Here is a 21895-nt window from a genome sequence, read left to right as displayed (position 1 = left end):
CTCTTTCTTTTTTGCTTATATGTTAATTTTTACTTCAGAAATTCTCTTCTCGACAATGCGTGCACCTTTTTTGCGAGCATGCTGCCCAAGTGTTAGAAAAATACCGGCGGATATCATTGTGTCCATTACACTATTTACTGTTTGTTCATTTACAGGTGTAACAGGATTTTCGATTGAGAAAGTTGTTGTTTTACCGTCGTCTTTTAAGAAAACGAGTTCTAGTACTTCCATTTGTTATCCCCTCCTTTTGTTATAGATTAGATACGTCAGTTGTGCTAACAAGCTGAACTGAATCAAGCTTGTGCTGTTGCAGTGAAGCAATTGCAGCTGCGACTTCGTGTACTTTTCCTAAGTCTGCATTTGGTTTAACATTTTTAAATTGTTTGTTTTTCATGATAGCTTTGCCATTTTTGTCTGTACCCCCGTTTAGGACAAGACGTAAGCTCATATCGGACACAATTGTTTGAATCGCCATGTTTTTCACCCCCTCTTCGTCATATATATAGGTGATAAAGTCATATTTTTGGCGTGAAATTTTTTCCTTTTTTTGATACGCTTAAAGGAAATAAAGTAAGGAGCTTCAAACATGAATCGTAAGTGGTTATTTTGGATTCCCGTTTTAGTGTGGATGGGGATCATTTTTTATTCATCTTCTCAAACATATCAAGAGCAAGATATACGTCCAGATATCACAAAATATGTGAATGTGGAATTTGTGAAAGAGCATTTTTCATGGGTATCCATTGATTATGGCGGGGGTACTCCTGTTAGCATTGTGAACAAAGGGGTCGATGGTTTTCTCGAATTTTTTATTCGTAAAGGTGCTCATTTTATTGTGTTCGGTATTCTTGGCACATTGTCATATTTCGCGTTATTGAAGTGCGGCTTTAAGCGAAAGAAAGTTTTCTGGTTGGCGCTGCTTCTCGTCGCTATGTATGCGAGCATAGATGAGATTCATCAAGCCTTCACAGGTGACCGTACACCGATGTGGCAAGATTCTGTATTAGATACGTGCGGTGGTTTCACAGGCATTTTAATAAGCAATTTCATTTGGAAAAGAAAAAGGAGCTGAAATAGCTCCTTTTTTTATATCGACGCTTTGGGAATATATCGACCGCAATTTAAAATATATCGACGCTTCGACAATATAAGACAAAATTGCTTATACTCCTAAAAGTTCTTTCAGCTCGTTTGTTGATAGTTCTGTAATCCAGTTTTCGCTTGTAATAATCGCATTATTGAGCGATTGTTTTCGCTCGAGCATTTCATCAATTTTTTCCTCAAGTGTTCCCGTTGTAATGAGTTTATGCACATGGACAAAGCGCTTTTGACCGATGCGATAAGCGCGGTCTGTCGCTTGGCTTTCAACGGCAGGATTCCACCAGCGGTCATAATGAATAACATGGTTGGCCGCGGTTAAGTTAAGTCCTGTTCCACCCGCTTTTAAAGAGAGCAGGAAAATGCCATGTTGTCCGCTTTGGAACTGTTCAATCATTTTATCGCGTTCTTTCTTCGGTACACTGCCGTTTAAGAAGATGACGCGCTCTCCGAAATGTTCTTCTAGCAATGTTTGCAACATATTTCCCATTCGAATATACTGCGTGAAAATGAGGCAGCTTTCATGCTGATCACGTATGTTTGCAACGAGTTCTAATAATGTTTCTATTTTCATAGAACGCTTGGTTAAGTTTGCGGGTAGCTCTTCTTTTAAATAGAGAGCAGGGTGGTTGCAAATTTGTTTTAGTTTATTTAACATGAGCAAAATAAAGCCGCGGCGCTCAATACCTGTTAATCCTTCCACATTCTTTAACGTATCTTGAACGAGTTGTTCATAGAGCGATGCTTGTTCTGCCGTTAACGGGCAGTATGCTTTTTGCTCTTGTTTATCTGGTAAGTTCAAGGCAACCGACTTATCTTGTTTCGTGCGGCGCAGTAAGAATGGTGCGATTAAGCGCTGCACTTGCTGAATCTTTGTTTCATCGCGATCTTTTTCAATTGGTGTCACGAAGCGGCGCTGGAACTGGGGTAAACTGCCAAGGTAACCGTGATTCAGAAAATCAAAGATAGACCATAATTCTGATAAACGGTTTTCCATCGGTGTTCCTGTTAAAGTGATTTTATGATTTGCTTGTAATTTCCGAACAGCACGCGATTGTTTTGTGTGCGGATTCTTTATATTTTGTGCTTCGTCGAGAATAATTGCATCCCAGCGCTGTGAGCTAAGCTCTTCTTCATCAAGCTGCGTGAGTGCATAGGATGTCAAAATTACATCGGCGTCTTGCACAAAATGGGACAAATCTTCTCCTTTTGCCCGGCTGCTGCCGTAATGGAGTTTCACTCGTAAGCTCGGTGCAAAGCGCTCGAACTCTTTTTGCCAGTTACCGAGAACAGATGTAGGCGCCACAATAAGTGCTGGGCCTGTTTTTAGGTCGTGTTCTTTTATATATAGTAAGTAAGTGATTGTCTGGATACTTTATGACGATAGGTAAGTATTTGATACGATCTCCAACTTTTCCCCCGTCCCACACCGTGCATGCACCTTTCAATGCACACGGCGTTCCATCGATAGTGTTCTACTCACAGGTAGTTTTCTCTACCGACTAGTGCCCTTCGCTAAGATGTTTTTCTGCTCCGTGACACTTCCACAGCATTTCGTCTGCTTTATAGTCACATCAACGCCCATCTATTATCGCTACTATGGCATCGCTGACTTTCAACTCGCATCATCGTACCTTTATACTCCACGAATTGAATCTCAAACGTTCCGTATCGTTTATCCCTTCTTTTGTATTCCTTAGGTGCCCTCTATACACCGGAGTTACTTCGCTCAAGTTAGGTTGACCTTAACTTCTTGAGCCAACTTCGTCATTTAGGCAAAGTAACGAAGTAGCATCTGTATCTTAGGAAAATATACAAATATTTCACTCAGACCATCCTTTAACCTACGTAAGATGGCTATGGGTAACGGTGCGTGCATGACGAGGGTTCGTCTTCGCTCACCATAGAATACTTTTAAGGACTACCGCCTCAGATTGGGGAGTGTAGGCTCCCGTCAGTAGACGACTTCACCTGGCTCTCATACAGCAAGTTATAAAGGTAATTTGCCGCATGCAGGAGTATTATAGATAGAACAGAAAGGCCATTTGTTCTAATTAGGAGTTTCACCTAATGTTTCAACGATACAGTTAGAATAAGGTGAAACCTTATTCTCGTAATTTCGTGTTTAGGAAACACTTATATACGAACGTTTCGCACTTCCAAGTCCCATATCATCCGCTAGTAACGCGCCGAATCCTAGCTCTCGTAAATAGAGGAGCCACTCGACTCCTTGCTGTTGGTATGGCCTTAATGTTGCTTGTAAGGAAGTTGGCACTTGTATAGATGGAATCTCTCCAATGTGCAGCAATCTTTCAAACAGCTTGTCATAATAATCGTCGAGTTCGATTTCCATATCTGCAAATGGGCTTTCTTCTTCGACTACTTCTGTTTCTGCACCTCGAAGTAAGCGCTGCTGTACGACATCTTTCATTTCAAGTCCGTATTTGTCTGCTTTCTTCATCAGCTTTTTCACTTCTTCGATAAATGCAGGATCAAGTCTCATCCATTGTCCGTTTATATGGATAAGGCGTCTGTTTTGTTCAATGAGTGCGAGAAATTCGACCTCTGATAAATTGATGCCGTTTGTAGAAATACGCCAGTCAAAATCTACGAGCGTATTCATTCCAAAGAATGCCTGTCCTGCTTTTGCATTATGTTTCACTTGGACGCGCAGTTTTGGTTTATTTGCTTTCAAGTTTTGCCACCATGATGGCAGTAAAATATCAATACCAGCTGCTAGCAATTCATTGCTGGCTTCTGTTAAAAAGCGCCATGCTTCCGCTTCGTATAATTCATTTCGAAATATATCATCTTCTATTAACCAAGGTACGAGTTTGCCGAAACCTTCTTGCGTTTCAGTAATACGAGCTTCGTGGTTCAACCATCTTTTTGGCAGAGATTTGGCATCTGTATATACGTATATTCGATGAGTGCCGCGCTTTGGTGTTAATATTGTTTCGAGTTGCCACGTTTCAAAATCATTCTCTGGTTCTTGGAGGCGGAGTCCAACTGCAAATGGTAGATCATCTTCGATATAGCCGATTTTACGCAGCCAATCGTTTTCATGAATGGCTGTTTCGAGCTGTCTTTTCGTAAAGTCATAATGCTCATATAAGCGCTTTGCATCTTCCCATGCCTCGCCAGAACGAGTATGATGGCGAAGTGTTTCATTAATTGCTTCTGAAAACAGTGTTTGCACCGTTTCATCTATTATTTCTTCATGAGCGATTTTCCAGGAAGGATGTTGATGCCATTGTTTTATATCTGGAAGGAAGTCTCCTGCCCTGTAAGCCTCCCACATTTTTTCTGCTATTGGCGCGAGTTCGCTAATAGCTGCACTTATTTGTAGGTTTGTAAATGAATTTACCGGTTTTTTGGCGATATATTCAAATGCTTGAGTCGCGTTTAAAATGATACCGCTCCGTTGTTCATATGTTCCTTCTTGCAGAAGTGTTCCATAGAAAGAAGAGGAGTGCCATGTGAACGCATGTTGTTTCCAACTGCTAAAAGGCAAACTGTTCCCTGTTTCATCCTCTGCCCAAAGAAACCAGTTTTGTTTCATTCGTTCGAGCCGAATGGTAATGTCAATTTGTGTTGTCATGGATCAACTTCCCTTTCCGCAGTTCTTCTTGTAATGCTCGCAGTCGTGAGTGAGAGGAGGCAATGATCATAATGAAGGACTCCCATTCATCTATCCGTTTGAGCTTTTTATAAAGTGTTCTTAGTTTTTTTAAGTAGCGAACAGCTCTGCGGTACGATTTGCGATTCTTTTCTTCAATAGCTTGCATTGCAGCATAATGATAGAGCGGAAGAGCAGCTTCCGGTGCTTCTTTTTCAACTTCTTTTAATGGTTCTTTTAACAATTCAATGGCTTCAAATCCATACAGTAAATGGAGCTCTGTCCATGTATGATATTGCTTTTTGGCGAGTACATATTGCTCATAGTTGGTGAAGCTATATGGTAATAATTCTTGAAGAATCATCTCATAGCCAGCTTGTTCATTCATATGCGTTGCATATGTTTCATACATCACCATAAATAAGCGGACAACATCTTTCACAAAGTATGAATCGTGCTCGGTCGTTATCGTTTCTTTCACTCGCTTGTAAGTGAAGGAAAGCCACTCTTTTGCTCGCTCCCACTGCATGGAACTTAATAAATCTTCAAGCCAATCAAAGTAAAGGCCAACAACTTGTGGTGACTGCGCTCTTAGTACATCCATTGCCTCTTCATCTTTTTGCTGTAGAAAGAGAAGGTGAGCGGATGCAAGTGCTTTTGACAAGGGATGCATTTTTGTTTCAATCCGCTGCTGCTCTTCCTGTATCCAAGCCGGTTCTACGAACAGCTCTCTCCATAGGTGGCGATAAATAAAAAATCGCTCCTGTGTATAAGAAGGGGCAGAGAAGAAGATTGTATGCAGCATTTCAGCGATGTTCTGTAGAAATGGCTGCAGTATATCTTGAAATGGTTCAGCTTTCAAATCTTGTACAATGTTTTCTATTTTATTCACAAAGAGTCTTACAATATTGATTGGTTGATGATAAGAATAGAGTTTATCTGCTTCAAATGTTCGAATCTCCTCAAGCAACTTCTGAAAAGAAAAGAGTGCTGCACTCAGTTTAAATAATTCGTGAACCGTAACAATGCGCGGTGCTTTTCGTTCTATTTTCATATAGAATTCTGTGAAAATATTCATCAGAAAATACATTTGTTTGTATGAAAGACGTGCGTGTTCTTTAGCAAATGCATCGTACTCAGATTCAAAGTACGGAAGCCAGCTTTCATAATCTGTATCGTTAAAATCGGTCATTTGCAGCATTTGCCGTGCTGTGCGGATGGGTGGGAGCGCCGGTTTCGTTTTCTTCTTAAATAAAGTTAGAATGTCTCCTACTTGCCCAAAACTTGAGGCTGCATATAGTAATACGGCGAGCATATGCTCACATTGCGTCGGTGAAAAACAATCACAATAACTTTCGGACACGTTTCGAATTGGAATATTTACACTATAAATATCCCCGCCATGTTCGATTGTCCCTGACAATGTATATCCATCGAAATCCACGTTATACACGAGGCCACTACGGTAGAGTTGAAGCGCATTTGATACTTGTTCTTTGTCAGTTGCTTGCTGTGGATCAAGTCCTTTCAAAAATTCATTGGCAATTTCCATAATTTCATCTTTCGTAATTGAATGTTGCAGCATAATGTTCCTCCGCGCAAAAGATTTCCTTCTTTTCTATTATAAAGTGAAACTTCCCTCAGTGGGGGTTTTGTTCTCTCCCACTGAGGGTTAGTTGAACCAATCGGGCTTTTATGGGCAGTTGTCCCCCGCCTATCTTCTTCGTCTTTCCCTGAATCTTGAGGTGGGAGTTACTGCGCGTTAATGCGGGATAAAGTGAAACTTCCCTCAGTGGAGGAGTAGTTGAATGAATCAGGCTCTTATGGGCAGTTATCTCCTGATTCTTTCCTTTTCATTCCTTTAACATCTAATTAAACAGAGAAGTAATGTAAAAAGACTATCTCTTTCACGAAGAGGTAGTCTTTTGTTGTAATATGCTTTGCACATAAGAATCTTGTAAAATCATTTCGATTAAAGGAATCGTTTTATTTTTGAAATGGAGTCCAGTATCGATTGGAAATGGTTTTTGGCTCCCAGGTTTGACGCCGTATTGTATGATTTTGTATTCTACGTCCCCGCCGTGTTGTAAGATGATGAGTCTATAACGGTTATCATCATGCTCTAATGAAAAATCAATTGCAGTTGCATCGTATGTAACGGCATCTTTATATATATACGGAGTTGGTGTACCAATCCAGTCAACGTTTGCATTTATATCCATATGAATGCCTCCTTTCTTCTATTATAAGAAAAATAAGAGCCAGCTCTCAACTGATGAGAACTGGCTCGCTTTTTTTAGCAACAATAGTAATTAGTCTATAATTTTCACTTTTACAGTTTTACGTCCCCATTTGTTTGCAGCGCTGTCAGAGCCTACTAGGACGTCGATACGATTTCCTTTAATTGCACCGCCAGTATCACCAGCAACTGCTTCACCGTATCCTTCTACCCAGATTTTTGATCCAAGTGGAATTACTTTCGGGTCAACAGCAACCATTTTCATACTTGGATTTGCTGTTAGGTCATGACCCATTGCAGTTAATACATGACCGCCGTGTGTGCCGCCATTTTCGCTTGGATTAGCTGTGTAAGCAGTTGCTACAACTGTTAATTCACGGCCATCAGCTTTCGCAGCTTTTGTTTCTGTAGCAGTCTGCGTTTCTTGAGCTTGAGCTTGCCCGGCTTTTGCTGGAGCAGGTGCTTGTTCTTGTGCTGTTACAACAGGTGCATCACCTGTTAAGAAAGGAACATTTACATAAGCTGTTTTTCCGTTATATTCAAATTGTAACCAGTCGTTTTGCACTTGATGTGTTGTTTCGATTACATCATTTTTCTTTAATGTCCCCAGAATTTCTGAGTTTGTGTTTGCATCAGCACGTATATTTAATACGTTTGCTGTTACATAATAGATGTTTTTCGTAAATTCTGCGCTTACGAATCCTTCTTTACCATTTAGGTTCACTTTTAGCCAACCGTTTTCTGTATTTTTAACATCTAATTTATTACCATCTAATACTTTGCCTACAACTTTTGATTCAATATTTGGGTTTTCTCGTACGTTTAGTACATCTGTTTTAACAACTGTTTCTGCTTGTGCAGAAGAAGTGAAAATCCCAAGACCAAAAACTGCTACTGTTGCTATACCAATTAATTTTTTCATGAATAGCCTCCAATGCTTTTGTTTTCGTGTCCTCATTATAGCAACAGATTTTTTGAGAAAATGGGAAATCACACAATTACAAACCATTCGTAACAGTTCATTAATAATTTGTAATATAAAAAGGAGCATAAAGAAAACGCTTTTTTCTTATGTTTTAAGGGATTGTATTACATATTTAAGGATTGGAAAAGGGAAATGAGATATTGCGAAGTAGTTAATCGTATTTCACTCATATTACAAAGTTATTATGGAAGTGTTGCATAAATAGATGGTTTTATTAATTTACAAGTAATATAGTTATAAAAATATAATTAATTTGTGTTGATTTTCACAATTTATAGCCTAATTTCAAGAAAAATCCTCATATAATTGTTACAAAAAAAGAAGGTGTCATAGAACAAATTTGGCTTGTTTCATTTCTGTAATAGTATATGAGAAGGGCTTGGTTAGTAATATTTCTCTATATATGTGAGTTGAATGTCTTTGCAAAATACCATTTATAATTGTAAGCGGGAAGGCAGAAAGAACGATTGGGAAGCATCATTAGGCATGAGATATTTAATTTTGTATGATATTTACAAAAAAGTGTCGAAAATGTGTTGTCACTTCTTTCTATATGTGTTATATTATTTCCTGTAAGCGATTTCAATTAAAGTTTCATGGCAATCCAGGGGAGGACATCAAGAATAATGAAGCGTTACGAACGAAAGTGGAAACATATTTGTTTAAAGCGTGCTACGCAACGAGCGGTACATGAAAACGCAGAGCAGAAAATAGAGAAAACTACAGAGGAGCGAGAAAAGCAACTTGTCTCGCAAAGGTAGTATCCACTTTTTTTCGTATATATTATAAGAAAGTATTACGTTCATTGGGGGATGGGCGTGAAGTAACTTTCAACTAAGGGGTATTAGTTCGATATATAAGTTTTACGGCTAAAAAATAAGCGCAGAGCATACGGCAGCTCTGCGCTTATTTTTTAGTTTATTAGATCTCTCTATATATAAGTTAAAATTAGGGAGGACGAGAGCACCCGGCCGTGCATGACAGTGACTTGAATGTCGAAAAATTAAAATGAATTTATATAGATAAGAACCAAGTGTAAATAAAAATCCATCTTCAGTGAAAGATAAACTGAAGATGGATTTGTTTATTTATTAAAACATCATGCCTGCTACAGCAGCGTTTAAGAAGTTTGCTAATGTACCTGCAATTACTGCTTTAATTCCCAGTTGTGCAATTTGTTGACGGCGTGAAGGTGCAAGTGTACCTGTCACACCTAGTTGAATAGCAATAGATGAGAAGTTTGCGAAGCCGCAAATTGCAAATGCTAAAATAATGTTTGTTTTGTCAGAAAACTCCGCCATATGCTTAGCTAAGTTTCCGTATGCAACGAATTCATTTACTGCAAGCTTTTGTCCGATATAACTAGCTGCATGAATCGCTTCATGAGGCGGAACCCCGATTAGTATAGCAAATGGAGAAAGGATGTAACCAAAAATTAAATCAAGGCTTAGTTTGAGATGGAACAAAGAACCGACCCATCCTAGTAGACCGTTTAATACAGCGATTAATGCGATAAATGCCATAAGCATTGCTGCAACGTTAATAACAAGCTGCATCCCTTCAGATGCACCGCGTGCTGCTGCATCAATAACGTTTGCATCTGTACGCTCTGTAGAAAGTTGTACATCGTTATTTACTTTTTCTGTTTCAGGCATCATTAATTTTGCAATTAATAAGCTTGAAGGTGCAGCCATAATAGCAGCTGCAAGTAAGTGTTCGAGTGGAATTCCCATTGCTGCATAGCCAACAAGAACAGAGCCGGCAACAGATGTCATACCGCTAACCATAATAGCGAAGAATTCACTATTTGTTACGCGATCTAAGTAAGGTTTAATTAAAATCGGTGCTTCCGATTGTCCTAAGAAAACAGTTGTAACAGCATTTAAGCTTTCTGTTTTTGAAGTTCCAAGAAGTTTGCTTAACCCGCCGCCAATAATCGTAATAAACCATTGCATAATACCAAAATAATATAATACAGCTACGAGTGCGCTAATAAATACAATTGGAAGTAATGCTTGAATAACAAAGACGAAGCCCCAAGGCCCTTTCGTGCTTACTAAATCGCCAACAACAAATCTAATTCCTTCATACGAGAAATTAATAAGAGTTTGTACGCCGTCAGCTGCATGCTTTAAAGCACTTTTTCCTGCGCCCCATCTTAAGACGATGAAGGAGAAAGTAATTTGAAGTGCAAGCGCAATTGAAATTGTGCGCCAATTAATAGCTTTGCGATTGGAAGACAGTAAAACTGCAATTACCAAAATTCCAAGCACGCCGCCAATTCCCCATAAAACATTCATGCTTGTAAATCTCCTCTCTGAATTATCTAAACATTGCAAATAGTAGAATTGCTCCGTTTCTCTGAAAACATTATCTTATGTAACTTATCACACCAGACATCAGAGGTCAAACGTCTGTCGAAAAGTCAGAATAGGAAAACAATAGTTGGAGTAAACGCATATAAGATGAACGATCGAGAAATTATATAAGGCCATTTTGACTTTTCGACATATAAGTCACTGCTATGGAGAGAAAAAGAACCCTGGACTCTCTTTCTCCCTTTGTTTTAACCCATGCCTGTGGCAGAAAAAGCTACTATACATGTCCGGATGCTGTTGTCCATCTAAAAAGAAAGAGGTTTTATGTTAGTTTTTCCATTTGTGCTTATATATATATACTGATTTTGATTTTTTAACATATAAGTCGCTGGTATGGAGAAAAAAGAGCCCTGGATTCTCTTTCTCCCTTTGTTTTAACTCGTGCCCGTGGCAGAAAAAGGCCCTGATCGCCGCGCTACTATACATAGCCAGATGCTTTCACCCATCTAAAAAGAAAAGGGTTTTTATGTCGTTTTTCCATTTGTATTTATATAACAAAAGAGCCTTCTAGTAATCTAGAAGGCTCTGAAACTATTAATTAATAAGGCTTAGAATATCCTAAGAAATGGCTGCTCCAATATGAGTTATTTAATGATGCTTCTTTAACTCCATTGTCTCCAGCTTGAATAAATCTGCCGCCGCCAAGGTAAATACCCATATGAGATGGACCGGATTTATATGTATTTTTGAAGTAAATCAAGTCGCCTGGTTGTGGGTTAGATGTATGCTGGAAGCTGCTCCAATATCCAGCTACGCTTTGACGACTGATTGAATAGCCAAATTTGTTATATACGTGATAGATATAACCACTGCAGTCCACACCGTTTGCAGAAGTGCCGCCCCATACATATGGAACACCTCCCATTGATTGTGCGTATGCAAGTAGTGATGAAGTATCACGAGAGTTATTGCTTGTATTGCTATTATTGTTGCTGTTGTTGTCAGCTGGTGTTTTAGATAAGAAGCGAGTTCCTACATAGCCAGTGCGGCCGTTATAGTTAATTTTACTCCAGCCATATGATTCTGAAACTACTTGTACTTTTTGTCTTTGCGGTAACGCACCAATTACACTGTAGTCCATCCCAGCGCCGCTACGTACATTTAGTGCGCTTGCATTGACGTAATATTCTCCGCTTCCTTGAGATGAAGTTTCGTTGTTGTTGTTGTTGTTTGCTGGCGGATTAGATGTAGAAGTACCGCCTTTTACGAATTTCACAAATTCGCTGCTAACATAACCTGTAGTGCCGTTATGCTTTACTTTGAACCAACCATTTTCAGCGCCAATAACGTTTAATGTTTGTCCGTTTAATACGCCACCAATGATACTGTGGTATGTAGCTGGGCCTGTACGAACACGTAAAGATGTAGCATTTACAACATAAGTACCGCCTGTTTGAACTGTAACATTGTTGTTATTTTGTGCAACGTTTGTATCAGAACCGCCTTTTGTTACATAGTCCTTGCTAACATAAGCGTTTTGTCCACCGTAGTTAATTTTGAACCAATCTTGTACTTCACCAATGACTTGTACAACTTGTCCTTTCTGTACAGAGCCTAATTGTGTGTGTGACGTGCTAGGGCCTGTACGAACGCGAAGGGAAGATACATTTACTGTATAGTTTCCACTTGCTTCTTTAACAGTTGAGTTGCCTTGTGCTTGAGAGCCCGTATTTACAAATTCACCACTAACGTAGCCAACTTTTCCATTATGGCTAATTTTGAACCAGCCGTTTTCCTGGCCAATTACGTTTAGTGTTTGTCCCTCATATACATGGGACGTAATATCATAAGAGGTGCTAGGACCTGTACGAACGCGTAATACGTCTGCATTTACTGTGTATTTTGAGTTGCTTTTTGTAGCTGCTTTAGCTGTTTGCGTTGTAGGTTGTTGTACATTTTGGTCAAGAGGTGCTGCTTGAACTGTTCCCATTGCCGGGGCTGCTGCACCTGCTACAGACACTGCTGCAAGACCAGCAAGATATTTTTTCATAGTTTGTCGATTCCTTTCTGTCTGTATTTTAGGTGATGAAAAAATTACCAACTATGAAAAATTCTAAAATGGTTGTCGACTGATGTCAATGTTTATAACTAAATCCATATATGGTAAAGAAGAATAAAAAAAAAGAAAGGTGCCAATTTGCACCTTATTTTAGGAATTAAATCTATATATTTACAAGAAACAGATATATCATCATTCGTTTTTAAGGTAAAAAGGCGTTGGGAGTCGAAAAGCTTTGCATAAATGTCTTTTGCAGTGATTTTGTGACAGGGCCTACTTGTCCGTTTTGAATAGGAGTTCCATCTAGATGGGTAAGCGGCATTACTTCAAAGGTTGTGCCTGTAAAGAAGCATTCATCTGCTTTATATACATCATGAATGCTAAATAATTCTTCTCGCAAGGAAATATGTAATGTATGGGCAAGTGATATAACATATTGTCTAACAATGCCATTTAAAATGAGATGGTTTGCAGGGTGGGTGTATAGTATGCCATTTTTCACAAGAAAGAAGTTAGAATGACTACCTTCTGTGACAATGCCATTCCGAACGAGAAGAGCCTCTTTGCAGCCTTTTCGCTCTGCTTTCGTATTAGCTAGTATATTTGGTAACAAATTTAATGATTTAATATCGCAGCGAAGCCAGCGAATATCAGGTTCTGTTATCGCACGAATTCCATATTCAATCCATAAAGCAGGTCGCTCTTTTTTTCGAATGTAAGCATAAATAGTTGGAGTTGTATCAAAAGAGAAGGCATGACCACGAGGCTTGACACCGCGTGAAATTTGTGAATAAATGATGCCGTCTTCTTGAAATTGATTCTTTTCAAGTAGCTCGTATAAGGATGAGATAAGCTCAGCTTTTGAAAGAGTAAGGGACAGCTCAATTTCTTCCATAGAGCGGTATAACCTTGTTATATGTGGATCTAATAAGTGCAAAGTACCTTTATAGATACGAATAACTTCATATATGCCATCACCGAACTGTAGACCGCGTTCCTCTAAATCAATATGAGGTTGTTCTTTTTCTGTATCAATCATTTTTCCATTCCATAATACAAAGCGTTCATACTTCATGTTTTCCCCTTCCTTCTCCGAGTAGTGTTTGCACATACAAATTCGAAGGTTGAAAGGAAGAATCCTGCTTCATGATACAAAAAAAACAACGTTCTATAGTAGAACGTTGTATCAGGAGGGTAGCCTGTTTATTAGGGACAAAGCTTATATGTTTTATTATAGATATGTTTCGTGAATTTTATGTAAAATCTTGGTGAAGATTATGTAATGATTACGCAGCATTTTTCTTGAATTGATGTTGCCGTATAAAAAAAGACGCTGATTACTCAGCGCCTTTATCTTTAATTATTGTTTTGATTGTACCTGTTTTTATTTTGTTGCCTTCATAGAAGCGAAGTAAATCGCCTTCTATAATTTTATCAGACATGTGCAATTCATTTTGGGCACGGTCAATCATTGCTTGTGCTTCAGCTTTTGGTACTTGTGCAACCTCACCTGTTTGGCGGTTATAGAATGTGCTATTTGTGTAAAGGTACTGATCTGTAACGAAGCTTCCATCACGTAATACGACAAATGGTTTGCGTTCTGGTGCGAACAAGTCATGTCCGAAGTGAATATCATTTGTTGTATCAACACCTAGTAAATGAAGAATTGTTGGTTTTACATCAATTTCTCCAGCAGGTGCTGAAATTGTTTTACCTTCTTTTTGACCAGGAACATGAATGAAGAATGGTGTACGTTGTAAGTTCATTTGGTCAAATGTTGTAATTTCGTTTTTCCCTAAGAACTGTGCCATTGCACGGTTATGGTTTTCAGAAATACCATAGTGATCACCGTAGAATACAATAACAGAGTTATCGTAAAGACCTTCTGCTTTTAAGCGTTCAATAAAGTGTTTTAATGCTTCATCTAAATAACGAGCTGTTACCATGTAACGGTCAAATACACCGTCACCAGAGTTATAAGGTTCGATTAATTTTGTTCCCTCATCGTAATCAAATGGATAATGGTTTGTTAATGTAAGGAAACGTGTATAGAACGGTTTCTTAATATTTTTTAACATATCCACTGATTGATCAAAATACTCAATATCTTTTAAACCCCAACCTAGTTTTGTGTCAGGCGTAATTTTATAATCTAATTCGTTAAAGTAACGATCGTAACCAAGTGCTGGGTATACGATGTTACGGTTCCAGAACGTTGCGTTGTTTGCATGGAACACAGATGTGTAATAACCTTGCTCGTGCAAGATTTCTGGTGTTGCAACAAACTCATTGTTACCGTGTGTAAAGAATACAGCGCCGCGATCTAATGGATATAATGAGTTGTCTACAAGAAACTCTGCATCAGATGTTTTCCCTTGGCCTGTTTGATGATAGAAGTTTTCAAAGTAATAGCTTTCTTTTGCAAACTGATTTAAAAATGGTGTTACTTCTTGGCCATTTACTTTTGCACCAATTAAGAATTGTTGCATGGACTCAAGAGACACAACAATTACGTTTTTCCCTTTTGCTACGCCGAACATATTTGGGTCTGGCTTTTCTTGTACTGTCTTCACATAGTTTTCTGCTTCTTGCAACTTACTTCCATCTGCAAATGCTTTTTGTGAACTTGATTTTGCTTGTAAACCAAGATCATATACTTGGTGTGTGTATAAACCTAAGTTTTTCACAAGCATGACGCGGTCAAATGAACGCGTTAATAATTCAGGACGCTCTGTTTCTGCCAGTCCTAAGTTTGCGAAGAAAATAGCAATTGTTGATACAAAATATAATGAGCGCATTGGACGTGAAACACGCTCTGTTTTTACATAATCTTTCTTTTTCTTTAAAAGAATAAAGAAGAAGATAAGATCAATAAAAGCAACAACAATTTTGTAGTTAAATAGCTCTTTCGCACTAGAGCCAAGACTACCAAAGTTTGACGTTTGTCCAAGTACAGGTAATGTTACGAAGTCATTATAGAAACCATAGAACATTACGTTACCGACAAGAACAATGGTAAGAACAAAGTCGATTCCAAGTGCAATATAATTTCGTTTCTTTCCTTTTGCAAATAATGCAAGACCCACTAGAAATAATGATGTTGCTAATGGGCTAATAAATAAAATAAATTCTTGCGTAAAAGATTCTAATTTTAAGTCGAAGCTAGTACGTGTGATAATGTACGTTTTTAACCACACTGTAAGGGCAACAAATAACGTAAATCGCACGTTTTGAAATTGTAATTTCAAAGATTCCTTCATCCAATTTCACCCTTTCTCTATCAGGCTCGGTCAATTTTTGAGAGGAAAATGCTCAAATAAAAAATACATAGTTTTCTTTGCCATGGATAGAGTTTTTTTTCTTTCATACATCCATATATGACTTGAACTATGCATACCGTTTTGTTTTCCTGCCTCTATGTTGCTTTGTAAGCACAATGTCATTTTTGTATTATACAACAAAATTTGGTTATTAGGAACACACTGAAATCTTACATTTTTTTGTATTTTTTCTGTTGTAGCTGACAGTGAAAACTTTAACATTGGTTTATATGCCCGTCAACTAACAAATATAACAAAATTGGGGAAGAATATATAGTAGGAGTGAGTATTTTATATTGAAAAAAGTTTAAAAATATATGACGAACACTTGTTCCTTTCGTGTTTGTTTGCTATAATGAAAGCATATGATAAGTAACGTTGCCAAGCTAGAACCTACACTATATTGTATGTGTGTAAAGTTTGCTTATGTTGTAAATAAACTCGGTATATATAGAAATAATGTGAAATTTCCATTAGCAGGAGAGATCTTCTGCCAATGAAGCGCTCTTACCAAATTTCTTTATTTTGTCACAAATTGACCGCGAATAGCGGAATAAAAGAATAACGAGGGGAGATTTCATAGTGAAGGAGAATTTTTCAGTTGAGGCGTTTTGGAATAAAGTAAAATATGCGGCAATTAAGGCGGGGCATTCAGTTATTTATACTAGTTTGCTACTGTTTTATGTATTGCAAAAACGAGATGTTCCAAAACGAGTAAAGCTTGTAATTATTGGTTCTCTTGCGTACTTTATTGCACCGCTTGATGCGATTCCTGATTTTGTAGCTGGGCTTGGTTATACAGATGACTTAGGCGCATTAACAGCTGCACTCGTACAAGCTGCTATGTATGTTGACGAAGAAGTGAAAGAACAAGCACGTACAAAACTGGGAGAATGGTTTGGTTCTGATGTGGATACGTCACTTATCGATCAAAAGTTAGATTAATGCAGTGAAACGTCTAACGGAAGGAATGGGATATGCCGTCAGGAAAAACACACACGAAGATAAACTTAGTTTCTCTTCCTATCGTATTATTTATGCTCATTTCTTACGGGGTAACAAATTTTGATTTTTTACTTATGTTTGCGATTGGGTTTATTGTTGGGACTTACTTTTTAACGCCGGATTTGGATATCCATAGTGCTGCTTATCGAAAATGGGGGTTACTTCGTATCTTTTGGTATCCATATCAAACTGTAATGCCGCATCGATCACCGCTTAGCCATACCATTATTATCGGTGACTTAATTCGTCTTCTCTACATGCTGCTTGTTTTCTCGCCGTTTTTATACGTGTTAAATAAAACGGTGTTAGAGGGAAATCTAGCCGAGATTGCAAAGGCACATGAGGTGGAAATTGTCACGTTTGTACTGGGCGTTATAGCTGCTAGCGCATTACATATTATAGCGGACGGTGTGAATACAAGACGGAAAAAGATGATGCACCGCAAACGGAGAAAAAGAAGATAGTAAAAGCACTTGCACACTGCAAGTGCTTTTATTGTTATATATAGCGGATTATATTGAAAGGAAAATAGGGAGCTGACTAAAAAAGTTCATTTTCGGTATGATCCAGTTTAGCGGCTCGACTACTCATATGTCGAATATCGCCGAAAAGTCGATATATTGTGTCGAAGCGTCGATATATTCTAAATAATGGCCGATATATCGGTGGACACAGAAAAAAGAACTGACTCCAAAAGACACTTATGTGCCTTTTGGGTCAGCTCCTTGTTCCTTATACGCAAATATACTATCTAGCTGTGACATCTTTCACTGCTTCAGAAATACGATCAACTGCTGCTTTTCCAGCATCTTCAACAGTATCAATTGCATTTTGCATTACATCGCTTGCTGCTTCAATGCCGCGTTTTGTTTTATTACGTCCTTCGTCAATAGCGGCTTGATTTCGATTTTGTTCATCCATTCGCTATCCCTCCTAAAATCAGTTTTCAACTTTAGTATAAGAAAATGTTATTTTACTATTCATGAATTAACTGTAAATAACAATGCTATCTGAATGAGTGCATTCGTTACAGCTTTGATTTCTTTGTAGGAAGTACAAATTAGGTGTGTGGGTGCAGATCGTTTTTTTACAAAACATATAATTATACCATGATTGTGAAATGTTGAACAAAGAAATTGTGAATAAAATTCGAAAATATGATTGTAAATAAAGGAAAATATGATAAAGTATAAATATCACATTAATGAAAACGTTTTCCTAAAACGTTTTATTTTTAGGTATAAAGGTATGATGACCTGGTGGTCTACTTATATGGTCGTTAGAAAACAGGGGATACGAGAAAGGAAGAGGGACTATGAGCACATGGACACAAACTTATGATCCGCTAGGTAACATTTGGCTTTCGGCAGCAGTTGCAATGATTCCAATTATATTTTTCTTTTTAGCGTTAGCAGTTTTTCGCATGAAAGGCTATGTTGCAGGATTTATTACAGTTGTATTAACAGTTATAATTGCACTTTTCGTTTATAACATGCCATTTACGATGGCAATGGCAGCAACCGGTTATGGCTTTGCTTATGGATTATGGCCGATTGCATGGATTATCGTTATGTCAGTGTTTTTATACAAAATTTCGGTAAAAACAGGACAGTTTGATATTATTCGTGCATCTGTTCTTTCTATTACAAGTGATCATCGTCTACTTGTTATTTTAATTGGTTTTTCATTCGGTGCATTTTTAGAGGGGGCAGCCGGATTTGGGGCACCGGTAGCAATTACGGCAGCACTTCTTGCGGGACTTGGTTTAAACCCATTATATGCAGCGGTGCATTGTTTAATCGCAAATACAGCACCGGTAGCGTTCGGAGCTATGGGTATTCCGATTTTAGTAGCTGGTCAAGTAACAGGTATTGATCCTCATAAAGTAGGACAAATGGCTGGGCATCAATTGCCGCTTCTATCATTATTTGTTCCATTTTTCATCGTATTCTTAATGGATGGATTAAAAGGTGTGAAACAAACGTGGCCTGCATTATTTGTAGCAGGTGGATCGTTCGGGATTACGCAGTTTATTACAGCAACATATCTTGGACCTGAGCTTCCAGATATTACATCAGCGTTAGTAAGCTTAGTGAGTTTAGCATTATTCTTAAAAGTATGGCAGCCAAAAGAGATTTATCGTTCTGGAAAAGGACAAGCTGAGGCTGCGGCAACGGTAGATGCTGATTTCACAATGAATTTAACGACGGGAAAAGTTTTAAAAGCATGGTCACCGTTTATTATCTTAACGGTAATGGTTGTCATTTGGAGCCAAAAATTCTTTAAAGATCTATTTGTTCCAGGCGGCGCACTTGAAAGCTTAGTGTTTAAATTTAAAGTTCCGGGTCTGCATAATTTAGTAATGAAGGCAGAGCCGATCGTTAATAAACCAACGCCATATGATGCTGTATTGAAGATTGATATTTTATCGGCAACAGGAACAGCAATTTTGATTGCATGTATCATTACAATGCTTGTTTTAAAAATGAGTCCAAAACAAGCAGTAGCTACATTTAAAGAAACGTTGCAAGAATTAAAAATGCCAATTCTATCAATTGGATTAGTACTTGGTTTTGCATTTATCGCAAATTACTCTGGACTTTCGTCAACGTTAGCATTAGCGTTAGCAGGAACTGGAAGTTTATTCCCGTTCTTCTCACCATTCCTTGGATGGATTGGGGTATTCTTAACAGGATCAGATACATCTGCAAACGCATTGTTCTCAAACCTGCAAGCTATTACAGCGCAGCAAGTAGGGGTAAAGGAAGTATTACTTGTTGCTGCAAATACAACAGGTGGTGTAACGGGTAAAATGATTTCACCGCAATCTATTGCAATTGCATGTGCGGCAGTTGGACTTACTGGGAAAGAATCGGATTTATTCCGCTTCACAGTGAAACATAGTTTATTCTTTGTGACAATCATCGGTATTATCACATATATTCAAGCTTATTATTTAACGTGGATGATTCCATAAACAAAAACAAAGGGGGCTTCTCTTATCATGAGGTCCCCTTTTTGATTATTTCAGATTTTGATATGGAAAATGAACGGTTTTAATATGGTGTAAATTGAAATGAACATGCTGGTTACGTGCTGTAATGAGCTCAATTTGACTGTCAGTCACTGCCGTTAATTTTCCAACTTTGTAATTTAGTATGCCTAAATCAAGTAATACAATATGTTGTTTTAGTTTTTTCATTTGTTCAGAAAATGTCCGGGCAAGTGTGAGTTTTGATGCTGCGGGTGATAGTTTCTCTTTTTCTAAGCCGTAAGGTGTTTCTGTGTCTTTATACGGAATAAGGTATTTCACGTGATGAAATGGGACGTATAACGTTTGATAGACAGGTGAGAGGAAGACAAAATAATCATTCATAATATGAGTGACATACCCATGTAAAAAATGTTCGTATGATAGTGCAAGTTCAATAAATTGTCCTTTTGCGACTTGTAGTGTTTTTCGAAGTGAAATCGTGGATTCGGTTGATATTATATCTTGTGGTAGTAAACATTCTGGAATTGTGAGATTTTCAAAGTGTAAGGATTCTATGGATGGAGTTAAATATTGAATGTGTAAACTAGAGATATACATGTATTTTTCTCCATCGTACAATACAATAATATCTGATCCTTTATCAATCATAATCCCTTCAAATGGAAGGTCTCCAGACAGCATTACTTGCACGGGTTGATTGATATATTTTTGTAAATGAAGCATAGTAATCTCCTTTCTTGTAATTACATACGTTTCTTCTTCTAACTTTTAAGCTGCAAAGATAAATGTAACCCAATAATATAAGCAAAGTAGCGTGAAAATGACAGTTGGCGGAATGACGACGAATGTAGCTTTCATATACGTGCCCCAGCTGATATTTACTTTTCCTTTCCTTGTAATAAACATCCACATTAAAGTTGCTAATGTACCGATTGGGAGTAGTAGTGAACCCATGTCACTACCGATAATGTTCGCAAGATAAATCGTTTTCAATGTGATCGGATCTAGTCCCATTTCGGTAAGAGCGATCGTACCAATCATTAAGGTAGGATGGTTATTAAAAATGTTAGAGAGGACAGAGATTAAGCCTCCCATAATAAAGCTGGCATGAAATAAACTACTGGTGACGAGTGGATGAAGTTTCGTAACGAGCAGTTCAGTTAAACCGATGTTATGAAGTCCATATACAATTACGTACATAGAAAATGCGAACACCAGCACATGCCAAGGTGTTTTTTTAATCATATCAATCGGAGGGATGCGCAGTTTATACCATCTCCAACCAAGTAAAATAACAGAGCCAATGACTGCTGTGACGGCGATAGAAAATTGAAAGTACGATGCGATAAACAAACTGATACGAACGCATAAAACAAATAATAGAATTCTAAACATAAATCGTGTTCGCGTGCGATTTTTAGCTATTTCGGGTCGTGGTTGCAGCGGATGAAAGGACTTTTTTACGAAATTTTCATCTAAATGTATCGGTAAGACCGAGAGTGTTTTCGGTAATTGTTTCTGATAGATGAGGAATAATAAGGACGCCATAAAGAGGAGACCTAAAGTGGCAGGCACAAACATCATTGCTGTATGCATATATAAATCCATATGGACAATTTTTAAGGCGATTAAATTTACAATATTGCTTACGCCAATCGGTGCACTTGAGGCAGTGGCAATGAGTGCACCGCTTATTAAGTAAGGTATTTTTTGATCATGTGTAAGTCGTAAATGGTGTAACAAAAGCAGTAAAATGGGAGTTGTAATTAAGATGCTACCATCGTTATTGAAGAATAATGTCATGAGAAAACATAGAAGATTTGTATACCAAAACAGGCGAATACCAGAGTTTTTTGCTTTTTTCGCAAGTTGAACGGCACACCAGTGAAAAAAACCAAAACTCTCTAGTACAATAGCCATAACAATGGTAGCCATAATTGTTATGGCAGCGCCAATAATTTTTGAGCTAATATCACCTAAGTCGGTAAAAGAAACGGCGCCGCTTAAAATGACAATTATTGCCCCAACTGTTGCTGGAATTGCTTCGTTCATTCCTTTTGGTCGCCAAAAGATGATGAGTGTAGTTCCGAGAAAGGCGAGTATGGTTATGGTGGATTGTAGGCTAATCAACTCTTTCACCCCTGTTCTTAAAGCGAAATTTCTGTACAAGACGTATGTCATACACCGGCTTATATTATATATGTATGAAGTGCAGATTCGGCTTGGACTAAGTGAAATAACTATTTTTTTAGTGAAA

At 38.0% G+C, this 21895-nt stretch carries 17 protein-coding genes and 2 pseudogenes; 5 read left to right on the top strand and 14 right to left on the bottom strand.

Going from position 1 to position 21895, the window contains the following annotated elements; genetic code table 11:
- Positions 1-15: 15 nt before the first annotated feature.
- Positions 16-231, bottom strand: a complete 216-nt coding sequence (locus tag MR076_RS01220; protein WP_242216826.1) for a DUF2922 domain-containing protein — start codon at positions 229-231, stop codon at positions 16-18.
- A gap of 19 nt (positions 232-250) precedes the next feature.
- Positions 251-475 (bottom strand): DUF1659 domain-containing protein, encoded by a 225-nt coding sequence (locus MR076_RS01215; RefSeq protein ID WP_242216825.1) that lies wholly within the window; start codon positions 473-475, stop codon positions 251-253.
- Between the two features lie 111 nt (positions 476-586).
- Between MR076_RS01215 and MR076_RS01210 the strand changes: the two genes are divergently transcribed.
- Positions 587-1072, top strand: a complete 486-nt coding sequence (locus tag MR076_RS01210) for a VanZ family protein (RefSeq protein WP_242216824.1) — start codon at positions 587-589, stop codon at positions 1070-1072.
- A gap of 90 nt (positions 1073-1162) precedes the next feature.
- Here the strand turns inward: MR076_RS01210 and MR076_RS01205 are convergent.
- From MR076_RS01205 to MR076_RS01185, 5 genes and pseudogenes are all read right to left on the bottom strand, one after another.
- Positions 1163-2473, bottom strand: a pseudogene (locus tag MR076_RS01205) (DEAD/DEAH box helicase); the annotation flags it as partial.
- Between the two features lie 777 nt (positions 2474-3250).
- Positions 3251-4699 (bottom strand): annotated as a pseudogene (locus MR076_RS01200) (SNF2 helicase-associated domain-containing protein); the annotation flags it as partial.
- Positions 4683-6302 carry an SWIM zinc finger family protein gene (locus MR076_RS01195; RefSeq protein ID WP_242216823.1) on the bottom strand — a complete coding sequence of 540 codons (1620 nt, stop codon included), beginning with the start codon at positions 6300-6302 and terminating at the stop codon, positions 4683-4685. The pseudogene MR076_RS01200 and the gene MR076_RS01195, both read right to left, overlap by 17 nt.
- Before the next feature lie 322 nt (positions 6303-6624).
- A complete protein-coding gene (locus MR076_RS01190; protein ID WP_242216821.1) occupies positions 6625-6939 on the bottom strand; it encodes a DUF3910 family protein in 315 nt (104 codons plus the stop codon).
- Between the two features lie 90 nt (positions 6940-7029).
- A complete protein-coding gene (locus MR076_RS01185; RefSeq protein ID WP_242216818.1) occupies positions 7030-7878 on the bottom strand; it encodes a 3D domain-containing protein in 849 nt (282 codons plus the stop codon).
- Between the two features lie 689 nt (positions 7879-8567).
- Here MR076_RS01185 and MR076_RS26300 point away from each other — a divergent pair.
- On the top strand, positions 8568-8702 hold the full coding sequence (locus MR076_RS26300; protein WP_277928284.1) for a hypothetical protein: 135 nt from the start codon (positions 8568-8570) through the stop codon (positions 8700-8702).
- 330 nt (positions 8703-9032) lie between these two features.
- Here the strand turns inward: MR076_RS26300 and MR076_RS01180 are convergent, their stop codons facing one another.
- The 4 genes from MR076_RS01180 to MR076_RS01165 form a co-directional block, all read right to left on the bottom strand.
- The gene (locus MR076_RS01180; protein ID WP_242216817.1) at positions 9033-10241 is read right to left on the bottom strand and encodes a NupC/NupG family nucleoside CNT transporter; all 1209 of its coding nucleotides are present in this window, start codon (positions 10239-10241) and stop codon (positions 9033-9035) included.
- A 616-nt stretch (positions 10242-10857) separates the two neighbouring features.
- On the bottom strand, positions 10858-12309 hold the full coding sequence (locus MR076_RS01175; protein WP_242216814.1) for a C40 family peptidase: 1452 nt from the start codon (positions 12307-12309) through the stop codon (positions 10858-10860).
- 211 nt (positions 12310-12520) lie between these two features.
- Positions 12521-13393 (bottom strand): D-amino-acid transaminase, encoded by an 873-nt coding sequence (locus MR076_RS01170; protein WP_242216812.1) that lies wholly within the window; start codon positions 13391-13393, stop codon positions 12521-12523.
- Between the two features lie 262 nt (positions 13394-13655).
- On the bottom strand, positions 13656-15578 hold the full coding sequence (locus MR076_RS01165) for an LTA synthase family protein (protein WP_242216810.1): 1923 nt from the start codon (positions 15576-15578) through the stop codon (positions 13656-13658).
- A 642-nt stretch (positions 15579-16220) separates the two neighbouring features.
- Here MR076_RS01165 and MR076_RS01160 point away from each other — a divergent pair.
- Positions 16221-16583: a YkvA family protein gene (locus MR076_RS01160; RefSeq protein ID WP_242216808.1), complete on the top strand. Its 363-nt coding sequence runs from the start codon at positions 16221-16223 to the stop codon at positions 16581-16583.
- A 32-nt stretch (positions 16584-16615) separates the two neighbouring features.
- The gene (locus MR076_RS01155; RefSeq protein WP_242216806.1) at positions 16616-17107 is read left to right on the top strand and encodes a metal-binding protein; all 492 of its coding nucleotides are present in this window, start codon (positions 16616-16618) and stop codon (positions 17105-17107) included.
- A 283-nt stretch (positions 17108-17390) separates the two neighbouring features.
- Here the strand turns inward: MR076_RS01155 and MR076_RS01150 are convergent, their stop codons facing one another.
- Positions 17391-17564, bottom strand: a complete 174-nt coding sequence (locus tag MR076_RS01150; RefSeq protein WP_242216804.1) for a hypothetical protein — start codon at positions 17562-17564, stop codon at positions 17391-17393.
- A 394-nt stretch (positions 17565-17958) separates the two neighbouring features.
- Between MR076_RS01150 and MR076_RS01145 the strand changes: the two genes are divergently transcribed.
- The gene (locus MR076_RS01145; RefSeq protein WP_242216802.1) at positions 17959-19620 is read left to right on the top strand and encodes a lactate permease LctP family transporter; all 1662 of its coding nucleotides are present in this window, start codon (positions 17959-17961) and stop codon (positions 19618-19620) included.
- 45 nt (positions 19621-19665) lie between these two features.
- Here the strand turns inward: MR076_RS01145 and MR076_RS01140 are convergent, their stop codons facing one another.
- Positions 19666-20361, bottom strand: coding sequence for a DUF2642 domain-containing protein (locus tag MR076_RS01140; RefSeq protein ID WP_242216800.1), 696 nt, complete (start codon positions 20359-20361; stop codon positions 19666-19668).
- Positions 20362-20406: 45 nt separating this feature from the next.
- The gene (locus MR076_RS01135) at positions 20407-21765 is read right to left on the bottom strand and encodes an arsenic transporter (protein ID WP_242217011.1); all 1359 of its coding nucleotides are present in this window, start codon (positions 21763-21765) and stop codon (positions 20407-20409) included.
- Positions 21766-21895 lie beyond the last annotated feature (130 nt).

The organism is Bacillus cereus group sp. BfR-BA-01380 (genome assembly GCF_022663535.1).
In the GTDB taxonomy this organism is placed as follows: Bacteria; Bacillota; Bacilli; order Bacillales; family Bacillaceae_G; genus Bacillus_A; species Bacillus_A cereus_BB.
Note: the sequence above shows the minus strand (reverse complement) of the source record. Positions and strands in the feature narration are given on the sequence as shown.